The organism is Massilia putida (assembly GCF_001941825.1).
Classification (GTDB): domain Bacteria; phylum Pseudomonadota; class Gammaproteobacteria; order Burkholderiales; family Burkholderiaceae_D; genus Telluria; species Telluria putida.
Window position 1 is genome coordinate 2,020,290 of the sequence record NZ_CP019038.1, and the last position, 17,038, is coordinate 2,037,327.

The 17,038-nt window shown below is 65.8% G+C and carries 17 protein-coding genes; 2 read left to right on the top strand and 15 right to left on the bottom strand.

Features of this window, described 5'->3' with window-relative positions; translation table 11 throughout:
- Positions 1-82: 82 nt before the first annotated feature.
- The 5 genes from tpiA to BVG12_RS11235 form a co-directional block, all read right to left on the bottom strand.
- A complete protein-coding gene (tpiA, locus tag BVG12_RS11215) occupies positions 83-829 on the bottom strand; it encodes a triose-phosphate isomerase (protein WP_075792457.1) in 747 nt (248 codons plus the stop codon).
- A 102-nt stretch (positions 830-931) separates the two neighbouring features.
- Entirely contained in the window at positions 932-1,918 is a 987-nt protein-coding gene (locus BVG12_RS11220) for an NAD(P)H-quinone oxidoreductase (protein WP_075792458.1), read from the bottom strand.
- 323 nt (positions 1,919-2,241) lie between these two features.
- Positions 2,242-2,568 (bottom strand): KGG domain-containing protein, encoded by a 327-nt coding sequence (locus BVG12_RS11225; protein ID WP_075792459.1) that lies wholly within the window; start codon positions 2,566-2,568, stop codon positions 2,242-2,244.
- Positions 2,569-2,738: 170 nt separating this feature from the next.
- Entirely contained in the window at positions 2,739-3,353 is a 615-nt protein-coding gene (locus BVG12_RS11230) for a tetratricopeptide repeat protein (protein WP_075792460.1), read from the bottom strand.
- 56 nt (positions 3,354-3,409) lie between these two features.
- The gene (locus tag BVG12_RS11235; RefSeq protein ID WP_075792461.1) at positions 3,410-4,171 is read right to left on the bottom strand and encodes a GIN domain-containing protein; all 762 of its coding nucleotides are present in this window, start codon (positions 4,169-4,171) and stop codon (positions 3,410-3,412) included.
- A 300-nt stretch (positions 4,172-4,471) separates the two neighbouring features.
- On the opposite strand from BVG12_RS11235, the gene BVG12_RS11240 reads away from it, so the two are divergent.
- Positions 4,472-5,836: a M16 family metallopeptidase gene (locus tag BVG12_RS11240; protein WP_075792462.1), complete on the top strand. Its 1,365-nt coding sequence runs from the start codon at positions 4,472-4,474 to the stop codon at positions 5,834-5,836.
- An 11-nt stretch (positions 5,837-5,847) separates the two neighbouring features.
- Complete coding sequence (locus BVG12_RS11245; RefSeq protein ID WP_075792463.1) at positions 5,848-7,266, top strand: M16 family metallopeptidase; 1,419 nt, start codon at positions 5,848-5,850, stop codon at positions 7,264-7,266.
- Between the two features lie 45 nt (positions 7,267-7,311).
- Here BVG12_RS11245 and BVG12_RS11250 read toward each other — a convergent pair whose 3' ends face one another.
- The 10 genes from BVG12_RS11250 to rpsO all read right to left on the bottom strand — a co-directional run bounded on the left by BVG12_RS11250 (position 7,312) and on the right by rpsO (position 17,004).
- Complete coding sequence (locus tag BVG12_RS11250) at positions 7,312-7,500, bottom strand: hypothetical protein (RefSeq protein ID WP_075796307.1); 189 nt, start codon at positions 7,498-7,500, stop codon at positions 7,312-7,314.
- Between the two features lie 134 nt (positions 7,501-7,634).
- On the bottom strand, positions 7,635-9,527 hold the full coding sequence (locus tag BVG12_RS11255) for a hybrid sensor histidine kinase/response regulator (protein ID WP_075792464.1): 1,893 nt from the start codon (positions 9,525-9,527) through the stop codon (positions 7,635-7,637).
- 10 nt (positions 9,528-9,537) lie between these two features.
- Positions 9,538-10,878, bottom strand: coding sequence for an ATP-binding protein (locus BVG12_RS11260; protein WP_075792465.1), 1,341 nt, complete (start codon positions 10,876-10,878; stop codon positions 9,538-9,540).
- Positions 10,875-11,903: an ATP-binding SpoIIE family protein phosphatase gene (locus BVG12_RS11265; RefSeq protein WP_075792466.1), complete on the bottom strand. Its 1,029-nt coding sequence runs from the start codon at positions 11,901-11,903 to the stop codon at positions 10,875-10,877. The genes BVG12_RS11260 and BVG12_RS11265 overlap by 4 nt, the downstream gene beginning before the upstream one ends.
- Positions 11,891-12,358 (bottom strand): anti-sigma regulatory factor, encoded by a 468-nt coding sequence (locus BVG12_RS11270; RefSeq protein ID WP_083684913.1) that lies wholly within the window; start codon positions 12,356-12,358, stop codon positions 11,891-11,893. Before BVG12_RS11270 ends, BVG12_RS11265 begins: the two co-directional genes overlap by 13 nt.
- A complete protein-coding gene (locus BVG12_RS11275; protein ID WP_036230674.1) occupies positions 12,358-12,714 on the bottom strand; it encodes an STAS domain-containing protein in 357 nt (118 codons plus the stop codon). Before BVG12_RS11275 ends, BVG12_RS11270 begins: the two co-directional genes overlap by 1 nt.
- A 9-nt stretch (positions 12,715-12,723) precedes the next feature.
- Complete coding sequence (locus tag BVG12_RS11280; RefSeq protein WP_075792467.1) at positions 12,724-13,596, bottom strand: STAS domain-containing protein; 873 nt, start codon at positions 13,594-13,596, stop codon at positions 12,724-12,726.
- A 343-nt stretch (positions 13,597-13,939) separates the two neighbouring features.
- Complete coding sequence (locus BVG12_RS11285; RefSeq protein WP_075792468.1) at positions 13,940-14,152, bottom strand: hypothetical protein; 213 nt, start codon at positions 14,150-14,152, stop codon at positions 13,940-13,942.
- 233 nt (positions 14,153-14,385) lie between these two features.
- Positions 14,386-16,491, bottom strand: coding sequence for a polyribonucleotide nucleotidyltransferase (gene pnp / locus BVG12_RS11290; protein ID WP_075792469.1), 2,106 nt, complete (start codon positions 16,489-16,491; stop codon positions 14,386-14,388).
- Positions 16,492-16,734: 243 nt separating this feature from the next.
- On the bottom strand, positions 16,735-17,004 hold the full coding sequence (gene rpsO, locus BVG12_RS11295) for a 30S ribosomal protein S15 (protein WP_036230908.1): 270 nt from the start codon (positions 17,002-17,004) through the stop codon (positions 16,735-16,737).
- Positions 17,005-17,038: the final 34 nt, after the last annotated feature.

Sequence of the window (17,038 nt, forward strand, 5' to 3'; positions counted from 1 at the left end):
TGGGCTCCCGCCAAGGCGCCCGGCTAGGGCGGGAACGACGGTTTTGCCTCATCTCCCGGACTGGAATTCCAACCCGGAACAATCAGGCCGCGTGAATGATGGCAAGAAAATCTTCCGCCTTCAAGGCCGCGCCGCCGATCAGCCCGCCGTCGATATCCGGCTGGGCCAGCAGGTCCTTCGCATTCTCCGGCTTCATGCTGCCGCCGTACAGGATCGGCACGACGTCCGCCGCCTCCGCATTGCGCGCCCGCAGTTGCGCGCGCAGCTGCGCATGCACTTCCTGCGCCATCGCCGGCGTCGCGTTCCGGCCGGTGCCGATGGCCCACACGGGCTCATAGGCCACGACGATTCTATCCACCGATGCCGCGTCGAGCGCTTCCAGCACCGCGTCAAGCTGGGCGCCGACCACCTGCGCCGTCTCGCCCGCTTCGCGCTGCTCCAGCGTTTCGCCGACGCACACGATCGGGGTCATGCCCTCGGCCAGCACCGCCAGCGCCTTCTTCGCCACCAGCGCGCTGTCTTCGCGATGGTAGGCGCGGCGCTCGGAGTGGCCGACGATCACGTAGCGGCAGCCGAACTCGGCCAGCATCTGCGCGCACACCTCGCCGGTGTAGGCGCCGGGCGCATGCATCGACACGTCCTGCGCGCCCCACGCGACCGGCGTACCGGCCAATACTTCCTCGCACTGCTGCAGGAACGGGGCCGGCACGCACACGGCACAGGAAGCGCGCGCGTTACCCAGTCCGGCCACGATGCCGTTCAACAGCGTCACGTTGGCTGCGCGGCTGCCATTCATCTTCCAGTTGCCTACGATGAGTTTGGCGCGCATCACAACCCCACGGTCAAATAACCCGCTATTGTAACGGGCGTTGAAAAACCGGTCAAACCGGGCCTGGCATGGTTGTTCAGTTCTTTATTCATTGTATTGTTCTCAGTTCCCGGCGACATTCAGCATGATCTTGCCGACGTGCGCGCTGCTTTCCATCAGCGTATGCGCGGCGGCCGCTTCCTCGAGCGGGAAGGTTTGATAAATGACCGGTTTGATCTTGCCCGCCTCCAGCAGCGGCCACACGCGCTCGCGCAGCTCGCGGGCGATTTGCGCCTTGAACGCCACCGGACGCGGGCGCAGCGTGGAACCCGTGATGGTGAGACGGCGGCGCAGCACCTGGCCCAGGTCGACGTTGGCCTTCGCGCCGCCCAGCAGGGCGATGATGACGATGCGGCCGTCGTCCGCCAGGCAGCCGATCTCGCGCGCCACGTAGTCGCCGCCGACCATGTCGAGCACGACGTCGACGCCCTTCCCGTTCGTCAGCTCCTTGATGACGGCGGCGAAATCCTCGGTCTTGTAATCGATCGCGCGTTCGGCGCCCAGGTCTTCGCAGGCACGGCATTTATCCTTGCTGCCGGCCGTGGCGAACACGCGGTGGCCGAGGGCCTTGGCCAGCTGGATCGCCGTGGTCCCGATGCCGGAACTGCCGCCCTGCACCAGCAGCGACTCGCCCGCAGCCAGCGCTGCGCGCTGGAACACATTGCTCCACACGGTGAAATAGGTCTCGGGCAGCGCCGCCGCTTCGAGCGGGGACAGGCCCTTGGGCACCGGCAGGCATTGCGCCAGCGGGGCCGCGCAGTACTCGGCATGCCCGCCGCCCTGCACGAGGGCGCAGACGAGGTCGCCCTTCCGGAATCCGCTGTCGCCGAGGTCGCCGTCGACGATCTCGCCGGCCACTTCGAGACCCGGCAGGTCGGACGCGCCGGGCGGCACGGGATACTGGCCGAGCCGCTGGAACACGTCCGGCCGGTTGACCCCGGCCGCGAGGACGCGGATAAGGATTTCACCCGGCTTCAACTGCGGCACGGGGCGCTCGCACAGCTTGAGCACCCCGGGCCCGCCGGGTTGGATGATTTCTATTGCACGCATGGCATACCCTAGTTAAATAACTAGCAATTGTACGCGAGCGGACCGGATCGCCCAATATGGCCGCGCCAGAAAATGGCCGCTAACGCTAACAATGAGCAACAAAATGCTCAGATGCGCGCAAAATGTAGTAAATTTACTGCAAATATGTGAGATCGTGTAGTAACCACGCCAGGCGGCGGACGCACGAAACGACACCGCCAGCCTCGAAGGGCTGGCGGTGTCGGAAACGTTGTGTGTGCGATACAGAACGGCCAGGCAGCATGCGAACTCACCGGCGGCGCCGGCGGACGCCTGCCTGCGGCGTTCAGGGCACGCGCATCACGTCACTTCTTGTTGTCGTTCTTGTGGCTCTGCGAGCCGGCCTTGGCATGCTGCTCCGGCGTGCCGCCGCGGGTGCTGTTGCCGCTCTGCTGGCTGCCGCCGCCCTGGCTCTGCTGGCTGCCGCCGTCGTTCTTGTGGCTCATCGAGCCGGCACGGCGTGCCTCTTCCGACGTGAACTCGTGGGCGTTGCCCGAAGCGTGGGCAGCCTTGCCGCCTTCCGAGGCGATTTCGCGCTGCTTCTGCGGGTCCATCGATGCGAAACCGCGGTTGCTGGTGTCGCCGCTCTGGTTGTTGCCCTTGTTGCCGCCTTGGTTACCTTGGTTTGCCATGATTGCCTCCAAATGGTTGAGTTGTCGTACTGCTCATGAAAACTGCTTGAGAGGTCACAATCGTAGTCCCGACGAGGCGACCGGGACACCAAGGATTCGCCATGCGCGCGTAGGACAATGCCTCATACCTGCGTCGGTATCCTCCTTAGATCAGGAAGCAACTCAACCGTTCAGGAACCGCCGCCGCCCGTGTGCGACGACGTCGGCAGCGGCATGCCGGGCTTCCAGTTGCGCGACATCGCCTGCGCCTCGTCGATCTGCTCCTGGGTCATCTGCTTGACGAGCGAGGCGCGCTGTTCGATCGCGTTGCGGTGCCCGTTGGCGGCGGCGAGGTTGCACAGCATGTAGGCGATGACGAGGTCCTGGGGCATCCCCGCCACGTGGTAGCGGTACATCAGGGCGAGCGCGTGCTGGGCGTCCGGATGGCCCTGCTCGGCGGCCTTGCGGAACCATTGCACGGCCAGTTTCTGATCCTGGGGGACGGCATTGCCGGTGTAGTACATGGCGCCGATGACGTACTGCGCATCGGCCTTGCCCTGCACGGCGGCCTTGTAGTGCCAGGAAAACGCCTGCTTGTAGTCGCGCGGCACGCCGCGGCCCATGTAGTACATCAGGCCGAGCAAATGCTCCGCGTCCGCGTTGCCGGCCTTGGCAAGCGGCGTGATTTCCTTCAGGGCCAGCGCGTAATTGCGGGCATTGTAGGCATTGGCGCCTTCCGCGAGGCCGGCCATCGCACTACCGTGCAGGCCCAGCGCGAACAGGATCGCAACGGTCTGTTTTCTCATTGTCTCGTTCGGATCGTGAGGCCTTCGCCTCTTTATTCTTTTACTTCGAGATACGTCTATTTCCAGCTCACCTTGCCCAGCCCGTCGACTGCGACCTTGCGGTTCTGGGGCTTGCCGTACACCGTCACCGACCCCATGCCGGACAAGTTCAGGTTCGCGGTCTGGCGCGCCGTCACGCTCGCATTGCCGAGGCCGGACAGGTCGATGTCGACGGAGTCCGCATTACACTGCTGGGCGTCCAGGTTGCCCAGGCCGCCGAGGTCCGCCTTGAGCCATTTGGCGCGCCCGGCCAGCGAGATATAGCCGGCCCCCTGCAGATTCAATTCGATACCGTCCCCGTTCAATCCCTGCATCTGCATGCTGCCGATGCCGCCCAGGCTGGCCCGCACGAGCCGGTAGCTGCTGGAAATCTTCATCGAGCCGGCGCCGTCCAGTGTCAGGTCCAGTTCGTCGCCCGAAAAGCCGGTGATCTCCGTCGTCCCCAGGCTCTCGGACGTCACCGCGCGCAGCGCCGGCAGCACGAGTTCCGCATGCAGCGACCCGGTACGCACGTGCCCCCGGATGTCCGTATCGATGTGCAGCGTATCGCCGCTCTGCGACGTGACCGTCCGCTGCAGGTAGCGCGGTTCGCCCGTGAGCGTCAGCGCCGGCGTGCCGCCCTGGCGGATCTTCAGGTCGACGGCGCCGTCCACATTGACCCGCACGACGCGGGCATCGACGGGACGCGTCTCGGTCGCGACGTCGGGCGCGGCGTGCGCGGCACCGAGGGCGGCACACAGGGCGGCGCCCACTGGAGCGAGCGCGAAAATCTTGTTCATCCGAATCTCCGAATCCTGTTTTTGTTTTGTGAAGGTAAGTAGGTTGAAAACAGGATACGCGGACCTACCGTGCCCACCCAGCGGATTGCGACGAACTGCAAAAATGACCGCCTGAGCGACACGGGGACGTGGCTGGCATGCATAAGCCAGCCGGTCATTATCGCGCGCCCGCATGCGTCCAAATGTCACCGTTTGTCACCGTTTGTCATCGATGTATGCATCAACAAATCATGCCATTCATGCATTTGTTGCGTTAAGATAAATTTGAAGCCCCCAACCCATAACGATAAAAGGTGATCAATGCGCTTGCGCCACGTGCCCGCCCTGCTGGCCGGCTTGTCGCTCTCGCTGACCGCGTACGCCGCGACCAGCGACCAGTGGACCCTGCCGGTCAACGTCAAGAAGCTCGACAACGGCCTGACGGTCGTCGTCTCCGAAGACCATAGCTCGCCGACCGTCGGCGTGTCCGTCGTGTACCACGTCGGCATGCGCCTCGAGCCGCGTAACCGCACGGGCTTCGCCCACTTGTTCGAGCACCTGATGTTCCAGGGCACGCCGAACGCGCCGAAGGGTGTGTTCGACCGCGCCATCACGGGCGGCGGCGGCCGCAACAACGGGTCCACGCGCCCCGACTTCACCAACTACATCGAGACGGCGCCCGTGTCGTCGCTCGAGCCGATCCTGTGGCTCGAAGCGGACCGCATGAAGACGCTCGACTTCAACCCGGCCACCTTGAAGAACCAGCAGGACGTGGTCAAGGAAGAGATCCGCGTGAACGTCAAGAACCAGCCGTACGGCGGCTTCTACTGGCTCGACATCAGCCAGCTCGGCTTCCAGAAATGGGAGAACAACCACGACGGCTACGGCAGCTTCGAAGACCTCGAAGGCGCCAGCCTCGACGACGTGCGCGCCTTCCACCGCGACTACTACGGCCCGAACAACGCCGTGCTGGCGATCGCCGGCGACGTCACGCCCGCGCAGGGCTTCGCGCTGGCGCAGAAATACTTCGGCGGCATCCCGGCCCGGCCCGGCCCGAAAGGTTCGGATTTCTCGGAAGGCTTGAACACACAGGAAAAGCGTATCGAGCAAAGCGACGCGCTGGCCCAGGTACCGGCCGTCGCCGTCGGCTGGAAGGTGCCGCCGCAGGGCAGCCCCGACCAGGCCCCGATGGCCGTGCTGTCCGAACTGCTGGCCGGCGGCGACGCCTCGCTGTTCTACCAGAACATGGTGAAGGGCCGCGAGATCGCGCTGAACGTCCAGGGCGGCTTCGGCCTCACCGGCCCGTTCGAGTACGGCGGCCCGACGCTGTTCACCGTGTTCGGCCTGTACAAGCCGAACAGCAGCGCCGACGCGATGCTCGCCGCGATGGACGAGCAGATCGCGAAGGTCGCCAAGGGCGGCGTCGACGCCGCGACGCTGAAGCGCGTGAAGACCCGCATGCTGGCCGACTGGAACAACGACCTGGAAAACATCCTGTCGCGCGCCGACACGCTCGCCAAGCTGCAAACCTTGTGGGGCGACGCCAACGTCGTCAACAAGGTGCCGGGCTGGATCGAGGGCGTCACGTCCGCCGACCTGCAGCGCGTGGCGGCCACGTACCTGACGAAGACGAACCGCACCGTCATCGACCGTAAGCCCGCAGTGAAGCCGACAGTGAAGAAATGAGGAGCGCCCCGATGAATAAACTGATGCTGACCATGATCGTGGGCGCTTTGTTCGCCCATTCGGCCCAGGCGGTCGACGTGCCGAAAGACGCCATGCCGGCCGCGATGCCGGCCTATGCGAAGGACAAGCCCCTGCCCGTCCCGCACATCGGCAAGAAGACCCTGCCGAACGGCCTGCAAGTCTGGATCGTGCCGCGCACCGGCATCCCGCGCGTGGACATGGTGCTAGCCGTGCGCGACGCCGGTCTCGCCGCCGACGATGCGGCTCACCCGGGCTTCGCCAACCTGCTGGCCGGCCTGCTGAACGAAGGCACGGCCAAGCACGACTCGCGCGCGATCGCGGAAGGCGCGCAAGGCATGGGCGGCTCCGTCGCGGCCAGCGCCAGCGCGGATGGCATCTCGGTCCAGGCCAGCGCCCTCGCGTCGCAGGCCGGGCCGATGATGCAGCTGCTGGCCGAAGTCGTGCGCACCCCGTCCTTCCCTGCCAACGAAGTGGCGCTGGCGAAGGCGAACGCGCTGCAAAGCCTGCGCGTGTCCGAGACGCAGCCGCGCTTCCGCGCCGAGCGCGCGATCAACCGCGCCATCTACGGCGACCACCCGTACGGCCACACGACGCCGACCGCGGAATCGATCGAGTCGACGACCGAGGAACTGCTGCGCGGCGAGCACGCGAAGCGCTTCCGTCCGGAGCGCGCCCTGCTCGTGATTACGGGCCGCATCAAGGAAGCCGACGCGTTGAAGCTCGCCCGGCAGGCGTTCGGCGACTGGAAAGCGAGCGGCCCGGCCGCGGCCGAGACCCGCAAGGCCCCATCCAGCGCGAAGCCGGTGCACGTGCTGCTGGAGCGTGGCGGCAGCGTGCAGTCGACGATCCGCCTGGGCAGCCCGGGCATCGCCGCGACAAGCACCGACCAGATCCCGCTGCGCCTGGCCAGCACGATCCTGGGCGGCGGCTTCTCGAGCCGCGTGAACATCAAGCTGCGCGAGGAAAAGGGATACACGTACGGCGCCTCGGCCGGCGCGCGCCTGCTGCGCGAAGGCGGCAGCATCGTCGGCGGCGCGGACGTGCGCAACGAGGTCACGGGCGCCGCGCTGACGGAGTATTTCAACGAATACAAGCGCATCGGCGCCGACGAGGTCTCGCCGGACGAGATGCGCATGCACAAGCGCTACGTGGCGGGCGGCTACCTGCTGAGCAACCAGATGCAGCGCGCGGTCGCCGGCACGCTGGCCGCCAACTGGCTCGTGGGCCTGCCGGCCGAGTTCCTGGGCCAGTACGTGCCGCTGATCGAAAAGGTCACGCCGGAGCAGGTCCGCGACGTGTCGAAGAAGTATTTTGCGCCGGAGAACCAGTCCATCGTCGTCGTAGGGGATCCGAAAGCCGTCAGCGAGCAGCTGAAGGCGTTCGGGGATTTTACGGTGACCGACAAGTAAGCCGTTCCGTGCGCACGGGCCTCCCGGGTCGAACCCCGGGAGGCTTTATTTTTTCGCGGATTGCTTCGACCCGCCGCTCGACGACTGCTTCGTCTCGCCGTGTTCGGCGCGCTGCTTGTTCACGATGCGCGACGCGACCTCTTCCTCGCGGCCGGGATAGCGGTGTTCCTTCTTGAATTCCGTCTCGAGCTTCTTGTACTCGCGCTCGCGTTTCGGGCTGGCTCCCTTGGGCATGATGGCCTCCATTGGCTGCATTAGTGGCGCCAGCTTAGGCCGATGGAGTGCGAATGTACGTGCGCTGACGCACGTTGAACGCGTGGACGGCCGAGCCGCCCACGCGTCCAGCCAGCTCAAAGGCGGCCGAAAGATCAGCCCTGCAGGGCTTTCTCCAGATCCGCCAGTTCGGCCGGCTTGACGAGGTGCGCGTCGAAACCCGCCTCCTGCGCCTTGCGCCGGTCCTCCGGCGAACCGTAGCCCGTGTGCGCCACGAGCCGGATGGAGGCCAGCTGCGGCTGCCGCTTGATCATGCGCGCCAGCTCGTAGCCGTCCACGCCCGGCAGGCCGATGTCGAGCACGATCACGTCCGGCCGCAGCGACAGCGCCATCTGCACGAGGTTGCCCGCATCCGCCGTCGTGTGGGCCTCGTAGCCCATCTCGGCCAGCAGGAACGCCATCATCTCCATGGCGTCCACGTTGTCGTCGACGAGGAGGACCTTGCGCCCGCCGGACGACGGCGCCGGTTGCGTCGACGGGGCATGGACCGCATCCGTCCCCACCGCGGCCGTGCGCAGCACCGGCAGTTCGACGGTGAACGTGGAGCCGAGCCCGATGCCCGGGCTCGTCGCGGACAGCCGGCCGCCGTGCATCTCGAGCAGGCGCGAGACGAGCGACAGGCCGATGCCGAGGCCTTCCGGCGCGCGGTCCGGCGGGACGGCGGCCTGGGCGAACATGCCGAAGATGCGCGACAGGTTGTCCTCGGCGATGCCGATGCCGTTGTCCTGCACGGCGATGCGCACGGCGCCGTCAAGCAGCGTGACCTCGACCTTGATGCGGCCGCCCTTGGACGTGAACTTGGCCGCGTTGTGCAGCAGGTTGCCCATCGACTGCGCCAGGCGCACCGGGTCGCCCATCAGCCAGATCTGGCGGTCGGGCTGGATCACCTCCAGCTTGTGCTCGCGCGCCGCGATCAGGGGGCCGGCCGTCTCGACGGCTTGCGCGATCACGCCTTTCAAGTCGACTTCTTCCTGGCGCAGCGCGATCTTGCCCTCGGAGATGCGCGCCACGTCGAGCAGGTCGTCGACGAGGTGCGCGAGGTGGTCGACCTGGCGCGTGATGACTTCGCGCGCGCGCGCCTGGCGCTCGATGGCGCCGTGGCCGGACGCGCCCAGCAGCGCCGCCGCATTGCGGATCGGCGACAGCGGATTGCGCAGCTCGTGCGCGAGCGTCGCGAGGAATTCGTTCTTGTTGGCGTCGGCCGCGCGCAACAGCGCTTCCATCTCCTTGCGGCGCGTGATGTCGCTCGTCACGCGCGCGACGCGATACACCTCGTCGCGATAGTCGCGCACCGGGAACAGGCGGTCGCGCATCCAGCGCAGCGAGCCGTCCGGCAGCGTGACGCGGAACTCGGCGTCGTAATGCGGCGCGGACGGCAACCGCTCCCACAGCGACGCGACGTAGGCGCGGTCGTCCGGATGCACCGCCGTCATCCAGCTGGACGGCTCGCGCGTAAGTAGCTCGACGGGACGGCCCCACATCGCCGCGTACCCCGGGCTCACGTATTCGAGCGTGCGCGCCGGCACGGAGAACATCCAGAACACGTCCTCGATGTTGTCGGTCAGCTGGCGGAAGCGCTCCTCGCTCTCGCGCAGCGCGCTCTGGGTCTGACGCATGCGCAAGAGCGCGTTGACGTTGGCGATCAGCTCGTCGGCCTCGATCGGCGCGGCGAGATAGTTGTCGGCGCCGCCTTCCAGCCCGCGGATCTTGTCGGCGCGGCCCGTCAGCGCGGCCGACGTCTGCAGCACGAGCACCATCGCGCTGTCCGGATCGGCCTTGATGCGGCGGCACACTTCGATGCCGTTGATGTCCGGGAGCTTCACGTCGAGCAGCACGAGCGCGATGCCGCCGCGCTTGACGACGGCCAGCGCGTCGGTGCCATTGCTCGCCTCGACGACCTCGAAGCCGGCGCTCTGCAGGATGCGGGTCTTGGCGTAGCGGGCGCCGTCGTTATCGTCGACGTTGAGGATCAAAGTCGGGGTAGTCATGGTGCGTTCCTCAGATTCCTTCGTTGCGCGGCGAGGGTTGGGCCGGGAAGAGGCGCGGCAGCACGAGGCTGAACGTGGAGCCGGCGCCTGGCTGGCTGACCACGTCCACACGGCCGCCGAGAAGATCCGCCAGCTTGCGGCACAGTGGCAGGCCGAGGCCGGTGCCCTTGCTGCGCCGCTGCAGCGGATGTTCGATCTGGCTGAACTCTTCGAAGATCAGCTGCAGGTTGTCCGGGCTGATGCCGATCCCGGTATCGGCCACCGCGAAGGTGATGGTGTCGGCGGCGCGGTCGTGGAAAGCCGACACGGTCACCGCGCCCTGCTCGGTGAATTTCAGGGCGTTCGAAATGAAGTTGCGCAGCACCTGCGAGATCTTGCCCTCGTCCGAATCGAACGGCTCGGTGAAGTCGGAGTACTCGAAGACCAGGTCGACTCTCGCCTCGTCGACGAGGGGGCGCAGCATCGCCTTGAGCGCGCGGAACAGATTGTCCACGACGACGGGCGCCACCTGCACCTCGACGCGGCCCGCCTCGATCTTGGCCAGGTCGAGCAGGTCGTTGACGAGTTCCGACAGGTCGGCGGCGGCGGTCTCGATGAAGCGCACCTGGCGCTCCTGCTCGGGCGTCAAGTCGCCGTCCATGCGGTCCAGCAGCAGCTTGGCCAGCGCGCGGATCGACGACAGTGGCGTGCGCAGCTCGTGGCTCGTGTTCGACAGGAAGCGCGACTTCATCTCGTCGGCGCGGCGCAGACGCTCGGCCTTGTCCTCGATCTCCGCGTACAGCGCGACGATGCCGCGGTTCGTGTCTTCCAGCTCGCGCGTCAGCGACAGCAGGTCTTCCTGGCGCTCGCGCAGCTCGGCCAGCGTGGTGACCAGCTCGCGGTTCTGCAGCTGCAATTCGTTGTAGGTGTTCGCGACGGGGCTGTCCTTGGCCAGCTGCGCCGCGATCTCGGACAGGCGCCCGGAGCCGACCCACGACTGCGGCGGCAGCAGCTTGCGCATGGTGATCACGCCCTCCGCCGCCTCGCACTCGTCCATCAGGCGGTGCGCCGTGACGACCGCGTCGTCCTTCAACGGCATGCCGTTGCCCGGACCCTGCGCGCCGCTACCGGCGCCGATCGTCACCTCGAGATACTGGCGCCGCTCGACGTCGCGGATGAGGAAGTTGGCGCGGCCGCCGAAGCCGGCCTGGCTGGCGCCGCGCGCCACTTCCGAGACGGCGGTGGCGATGCGCACCTGGTCCTGCTGCGAAAACCCGAGCAGGTGCGAGACCTGGCGCGCGCGCTGGCGCACGAGCACGATGTCCTGTTCGTTGCCCAGGCCGATGGCGAGGATGCGCTGCACGTTCGTCATGTGATTCTCCGGCGCGCGACCAGCACCATCGCGTCGTCGCGGCGGCGGATGAAGTCGCGCATCAGGATGGCCGCCACGAGCGCGGGCGCGCGCGCGCGCAGGCCGGGATAATCGTCCAGGTCCCACTGCGTCTGGATGCCGTCGGAGGTCAGCACGCACAGCGCGCCGGGCGGGAACGGGGCCGTGAATTCCTGCACCTTGCGCATGTTGTGCCCGACGATGCCGTTGTGCGAGACGAGCGCGCGGCGCACCGTGCCGTCGTGGACGATGGCGTTCACGTTGCCGATGCCGGCGAAGCGCACCTCGCCGACGCCGTAATCGACGCGCGCGACGGACAACGCCGCGCCGCGCGTGATGCGCAGCAGGTCGTGCGCCGTGTGCAGCACCTCGGAAGGCAGAGCGGCGGGCCGTTGTTCCAGCGCCTGGATCGCGCCCGCCGCGGCCTTCGCCGCTTCCGGACCGTGACCGAGACCGTCCACGCCGAGCAGGGTCGCGCCGTCGAGATTGCAGCTGACGGCCCAGCCGTCGCCGCACGCTTCCTCGCCCGCGAGCGGCGTGCACAGCGCGCCGACCTCCATGCCGCAGGGCTCCGGCGGCGTGGTGCCGCGCCACACGCGCATGAAGAACGCGGCGCCGCGGCCATGCCGGGTCCAGACGTCGAATTCGTCCGACTGGCGGCGCAGTGCGCCGAGGCCCGTGCCCGCCGTGCCGGCCGTCGAGATGCCGTCGCGCAGCGAAAATTCGAGGTCGCCGATGCCGGGTCCGTTGTCGACGGCGACGACGTCCACGCCCGGCATCGCGACGCCGGACTGCGTGCGCATGATCGTGACCGTGCCCTCGCCCGCGTGCTTGAGGATGTTGGTGGCGGCTTCGGTGATGACGATCGCGAGGCGGCCGGCCTGGACGTCGTCGAAACCGAGCGAATCCGCCAGTTTCTGTCCGGCGCGGCGCGCGGCCGCGACGTCGCTGGCGTGGGTTACGGAGAAGTTGAGCTGCGGAGACAGCGAGCTGATCAGCGTTTCCATTTGACGACCGACACCGCAGTGCCCTCCCCCGCACGGGAATCGATGTCGAATTCGTCGACGAGGCGCTTCGACCCGCCGAGTCCGAGCCCGAGGCCGCCGCCCGTCGTGAAGCCGTCGCGCAGCGCCATCGCGAGGTCGGGGATGCCAGGGCCGTCGTCGACGAAGATCAGGCCGACCCCCTTGCGGAAGCCGTCCGTCAGCACATCGAGGTAGACCATGCCGCCGCCGCCGTACTTGAGCGTGTTGCGCGCCAGCTCGCTGGCCGCCGTCACCAGCTTGGTCTGGTCGACGAGCGACAGCGCGATCGCGACGGCGCGCTCGCGCACGTGCTTGCGCAAGGCGACGACGTCCTCGTCCGAACGCAGCGGCAGCGCCGTGCGTTCGGTGCGATGCGGGCGGTGCCGTTCGAGCAGCTCGGACGCGAAGCTCACCGCATTGTTCAGAGCCGCGCTCATCAAAAATTAGTCTTTCCCAGCAGGGCCATGCCCTTCTCGACGTTGAGTGCCGTCTTCACGCCGTGCAGCGTGAGCCCCAGCTCGACCAGCGTGATCGCGACGGCCGGCTGCATGCCGACCACCACGGTCTGCGCATCGAGCACGCGCGCCATCGCGGCCGTGTTGCTGATCATGCGACCGATGAACGAGTCGACCAGGTCGAGGGCCGAGATGTCGATCAGCACGCCCTTCGCGCGGTCGCGCACGATGCGTTCGGTCAGGTCGTCCTGCAAGGTCATCGCCAGGCGGTCGTGCATGTCGACCTGGATCGTCACCAGCAGCAAGTCGCCCATGCGGAGAATCGGGATGCGTTCCATGCGCGGTCCTTACGCGGCGGCGGCGTGGCGCTTGACGACCGACGTGCCGGTGCGCTCCAGCGCGATGAGGAATGCGTCCGCCAGCGTGGCCTTGGTGACGACGTCCTCGAGGTTCACGCCCAGGTGCACGATGGTCTGCGCGATCTGCGGGCGGATGCCGCTGATGATGCAGTCGGCACCCATCAGGCGCGCGGCCGCGATGGTCTTCATGAGGTGCTGCGCCACGAGCGTGTCGACGGTGGGCACGCCGGTGATGTCGATGATGGCGATCGCGGCGCCCGTGTCGACGATCTTCTGCAGGATGTTTTCCATCACGACTTGCGTACGCGCCGAGTCCAGCGTGCCGATCAGCGGCAGCGCCAGGATGCCGTCCCACAGCTTCACGACGGGTGTCGACAATTCCAGCAATTCCTGCTGCTGGCGCACGATGATCTGGTCGCGGGCGCGCTGGAACACCTCGATGGTGTACAGGCCCAGTTTGTCGAGCAGCGAGCTGATGGTCCAGGACGCGCTGGCCAGCGCGGCCGGATCGTTCGCGAAGCCCTGGTTCAGGCGCGCAAACACCGGTTGCTTCAGCGAGAACACGAACGTCGCCGTCTCGCTCGGGGTCGAGCCGCCCCTGGCGCGGGTCGACGAAATCTCGCTCAGGATGTCGCGCACCTCGTCCCACGAACGGTGCTCCATGTTCTGCAGCTCGCCGCCGCGCGTGGCGGTGGAGAAAGCGGCCAGGAATTGCTGGCAGTGCTTGCGCAGCTGTTCTTTCGAGACGGCATTCGACCGCAAGGTCAACGCTTCGAGCTGCTCGATCCACTCCGCGCCGATGTCGGCCTGGTGATCCTGGATGAGCTGGCTGATGCGGTTTGCGTAGTCTTGGCTCGTCATCTGTTGTCCTTTTTCGTCGTGAAAAGTTGTGCCCTATGGAGACCTTTAGGTTCCAGGCAACTCTGTCAAATGACCAACTATACCATCCATTTCCTGGACTACACGACACGATAGGCGGGGAAACCTGAATTTATTTTGCAGTTTAAGGACGCGCGGCGTCACACGTTTCACCAACTCGTAACTTGGGGAAATTTCTTTTAGTAAAAGCGGAAGGGGGGTGAATTCTGCGGGGGGACGGGCGTCCCGTGCAGGACGCGGCGGGGGTAGGCGGCGAAGGATTACAGACTGCTGCTACAGCAGGCGACGCCGCCATGGAGGGCGTCGCTGCTGATTGACACGACCATCAGACGGTGCGCTTGGCTTTCTGTGCGGCCGTCAAGCGCTTGCCGACGACCACGATGGTGATGGCCGGCGCTTCCGGGGCCGGCGCTTTCACGAAAGCGGACGTGGCGGCCAGTTCGAGCGGGGCGGCGGGCGCCGCGAACGCGTTCGCCAGGCTCGTGGCGACGACGACTGCTGCGATAAAAACGAATTCCATGTTTTTTGCGACGTTCATTTCTCATCTCCGTTTCGTTGGACTGTATGGACAGTATGCGAATGGATGAGATATAAATCCAATTTCATGTTCAAATACTGGTCATTCCAGTTTGCAATATCTCGGTTGCGCGCAATGACCGAGATATCAAGCGTGTCAATGACCCGTTTTGATCTCATGAATAAAGCGACCATAAAAAAACCGCCAGGCTCACGCACTGGCGGTTTTGTTCGGCCGAACAGCCGGCTGGGGGCTTACTGCGCCACAGCCGCGTCATCCGCAGCCGCTGCCTTCATCGACAGCTTCAGGCGGCCGCGCTCGTCGGTCTCGAGGACCTTCACGCGCACCTGCTGGCCTTCTTTCAGGTAGTCGGCCACGGCGTTGACGCGCTCGTTGGCGATCTGCGAGATGTGCAGCAGGCCGTCCTTGCCCGGCATGACCTGGACGATGGCGCCGAAGTCCAGCAGCTTCAGCACGGTGCCGTCGTAGGTCTTGCCCACTTCGACCGATGCGGTCAGCTCTTCGATGCGGCGCTTGGCTTCCTGGCCGGCGGCGGCGTCGACCGAAGCGATGGTCACGATGCCTTCGTCGGTGATGTCGATCTGCGTGCCGGTTTCTTCGGTCAGCGCGCGGATGACGGCGCCGCCCTTGCCGATCACGTCACGGATCTTCTCCGGGTTGATCTTGATGGTGATCAGGCGCGGTGCGAAGTCCGACAGCTCGGTCTTCACGGTCGGCATGGCCTTCTGCATCTCGGCCAGGATGTGGTGGCGGCCTTCCTTGGCTTGCGCCAGTGCCACCTGCATGATTTCCTTCGTGATGCCCTGGATCTTGATGTCCATCTGCAGCGCCGTGATGCCGTTCGCGGTGCCGGCCACCTTGAAGTCCATGTCGCCCAGGTGGTCTTCGTCGCCCAGGATGTCGGTCAGGACGGCGAACTTGCCGCCTTCCTTGATCAGGCCCATCGCGATGCCGGCCACGTGGGCCTTCATCGGGACGCCCGCGTCCATCAGCGCCAGGCAGCCGCCGCAGACGGAAGCCATCGACGACGAACCGTTCGATTCCGTGATTTCCGACACCAGGCGGACCGAGTAGCTGAACTCTTCCGGCGCCGGCAGCGCGGCGACGAGCGCGCGCTTGGCCAGGCGGCCGTGGCCGATTTCGCGGCGCTTCGGCGTGCCCACGCGGCCCGTTTCACCGGTGGCGAACGGAGGCATGTTGTAGTGCATCATGAAGTCGTCGGTGTACTCGCCCATCAGCGCGTCGATCTTCTGGCTGTCGCGGCCGGTGCCCAGCGTGGCGATCACGAGGGCCTGGGTTTCGCCGCGGGTGAACAGCGCGGAACCGTGGGTACGCGGCAGGACGCTGGTGCGGATCGAGATCGGACGCACGGTGCGGGTGTCGCGGCCGTCGATGCGCGGCTCGCCTTCCAGGATCTGCGAACGCACGACCTTGGCTTCCATGTCGAACAGGATGTTGCCGACTTCGGCCGCATCCGCTTCGATGCCCTGCTCCGCCAGGCCGGCCATCACTTCACCGGACAGCGATTTCAGTTTCTCCTGGCGCGCCGATTTTTCGCGGGTCTGGTAGGCGTCGCGGATCTTCGCGTCGGCCAGTTGCGCGACCTGGGCAATCAGGGATTCGTTCTTGGGTGCCGGTGCCCATTCGACTTCCGGCTTGCCGCCTTCTTCGACCAGCGCGTGGATCGCGTCGATCACGGCCTTCATCTGCTCGTGGCCGTAGACGACCGCGCCCAGCATGATTTCTTCCGACAGCTGCTGCGCTTCCGATTCGACCATCAGCACGGCGTGCTCGGTACCGGCGACGACCAAGTCCATCTGCGAGGTCTTGAGCTGGGTGGTGGTCGGGTTCAGGATGTACTGGCCGTTCGCGTAACCGACGCGGGCCGCGCCGATCGGGCCGTTGAACGGGATGCCGGCCACGCACAGGGCGGCCGAGGCGCCGATCATCGACGGGATGTCCGGATCGATTTCCGGGTTGACCGACAGGACGTGGATGATTACCTGGACTTCGTTCAGATAGCCTTCCGGGAACAGCGGACGGATCGGACGGTCGATCAGGCGCGACGTGAGGGTCTCCTTCTCCGACGGACGGCCTTCACGCTTGAAGAAACCGCCCGGGATCTTGCCGGCGGCATAGCTCTTCTCGATGTAGTCGACGGTCAGCGGGAAGAAATCCTGGCCCGGCTTGGCATCCTTCTTGGCCACCACGGTCGCGAGAACGACGGTGTCTTCGACCGACACGAGGACGGCGCCACTGGCTTGACGGGCGATCTCGCCGGTCTCGAGGGTGACGGTATGGTCGCCGTACTGGAAGGTTTTCGTAACTTTGTTAAACATGGGTAATCCCTTTCTATTTGCCGACAGATTTTCAGGCGCTGTCGTTCACCTCAACTACTTTTTCCTACTTTTCTTTCGGGGTCAGAGCCCGGTTTTCACGGGTGTGCCCTGACCTCGACTGACTTCCAACTTACTGCAGGGTAAAACTCAACAACGGCTAAAACGAAAAATGCCCGCGGCAGTGAAACTGACGCAGGCATTTCGAAGCTTGAGCCGTCTGGCGCAATGCTCGGGAACTGCTGATTACTTACGCAGGCCGAGCTTGGCGATCAGGTCGCGGTAACGGTTCAGATCCTTGCGCTTCAGGTAAGCCAGCAGGCTCTTACGACGGTTGACCATCATGATCAGACCACGGCGGGAGTGGTGATCCTTCTGGTGTTCCTTGAAGTGGCCGTTCAGTTCGTTGATGCGGGCGGTCAGCAGTGCGACCTGGACTTCCGGCGAACCGGTGTCGTTCTGGCCACGTGCGTTGTCCGCGATGATCGCGGCCTTGTTGATGTTTTCTACGGTCATGATGTTGCCTTTCACATGCGGTGCAAGAGTCGGA